We start from the raw sequence: 1,385 nt of genomic DNA on the forward strand, positions 1-1,385 counted from the left end.
GGCAGCGCCGCCCGCGCGGGCTGGGGTTTCACCGGGTCCGTGGCGCGCTGCGCGGCCAGCCGCTCGGCCTGGGCGCTGAACGCCCGGTCGAGCCCGATCCGCGCGCCGAAGCCCGGGTCGCCGGAGGTCGCGACCGCCACGGCGATCTGGGGGTAGTACACGGTGGTGGCGCCGCACGCGTCACTGATCTGCCCGCGAGCCGCAGCCTCGCTGGTGCCGCGGTCGAAGGTGACGACGTAGCGCAGCGACCGTCCTTGAGCGCAGCCGGGCTCGTCGGCCACCGCCGGGCCGGCGGTGACGCACCCCGAAAGCACCAGGACGGTGCACACGGCCGCCCGCAGCGGCCGCGCCAGCAGGGACACCGGACCTCCCACCGGAATGCAGGTACCGCGGGTGCCGGTGCGCGCGATCGATCCGGCCACCCCGAGCCGCACGGTAGCCACCCCGTGCCCGGTGGACAAGCGCTGCGGCCAAGTTCGCCCGGCCGGTGGCCTTCGCGGCGCGCCCGGACGCCTGCGGGAGGTACCGAGTACACCGGAGTGGTCACCCGGTGTGGGATACTCGGGGTGGCCGCTGGGCCGCGGGGCGCACGTGAGAGGTGCTGCCCGCGGCGTTTCGGCCCGGTGATGTGCATGAACTCCCGCGGCGCGTCGCCGCCCGTGAACCGGGCGGCTGGACGACGTGGCGGGCGGCCCGGGGGCCGCGAGTGGGTCACGCACGCCGCCGAGCAGACCTTTGACCGGGTTGCGTCCCACCGGAAGCGGTGGTGCGGCGCCCGGTTGTCGGGCAAGGATTCCCGCCGCTGGTGACCACCACGGCGGAACGAACAGAAAGGGGCCCCTGCGCGGCCGCGTCCCTGCCGGTGCGAACCGGCAGACGCGCCCGGGGGCGGAGGAGAAACATGTCGAACGCGGAAACACCCGCCGAGCACACCGGCGGGAATCCCGCCACACCCACGAGCGGCCCGCTGGCCGACCTGCCCGCCCGGATCCGGGTGCACGCGCTGGCCAAGCTGCTCGAGTCGCACAGCCGGGACATCCTCGCCAAGCTCGCCGAGCTGGGCGAAAGCGTGCGCAGCGCACAGTCGAGCGTGACCAGGGAAGTGGCCCTCAAGGTCGCCGAGGCCTTTACCCCGGCCGAGGGCGACACCGGTGAGGCATCGCACACCGCCGTCGCGCAGACCCACACGGACCAGGCCCAGGCCACCGGCCAGGCCCCCACCGGGAGCGACGCCGAGCAGGGCCGGTCCACCGGCCAGGCCGACGCCGGCCAGCAACCCGCCCAGGGCGACACCGCCCAGGCCCCCGCTCGCGGCGAAACCGACCAGGGCCAGCTCACCGGCCGCGGCGACGCCGACCAGCAACCCACCCGAGGCGACGCCGACC

At 75.5% G+C, this 1,385-nt stretch carries 1 protein-coding gene and 1 pseudogene; one reads left to right on the forward strand and one right to left on the reverse strand.

Annotated features, from left to right (window positions below; genetic code table 11):
* A pseudogene (locus tag G3I65_RS23470) lies at positions 1-434 on the reverse strand (serine protease); the annotation flags it as partial.
* Positions 435-901: 467 nt separating this feature from the next.
* Here G3I65_RS23470 and G3I65_RS57485 point away from each other — a divergent pair.
* Positions 902-1,385, forward strand: a 484-nt coding sequence (locus G3I65_RS57485) for a translation initiation factor IF-2 N-terminal domain-containing protein (protein WP_239071400.1), incomplete at its 3' end; no start/stop codon positions are given.

Source organism: Amycolatopsis sp. SID8362 (assembly GCF_010550475.1).
Lineage (GTDB): Bacteria > Actinomycetota > Actinomycetes > Mycobacteriales > Pseudonocardiaceae > Amycolatopsis > Amycolatopsis eburnea.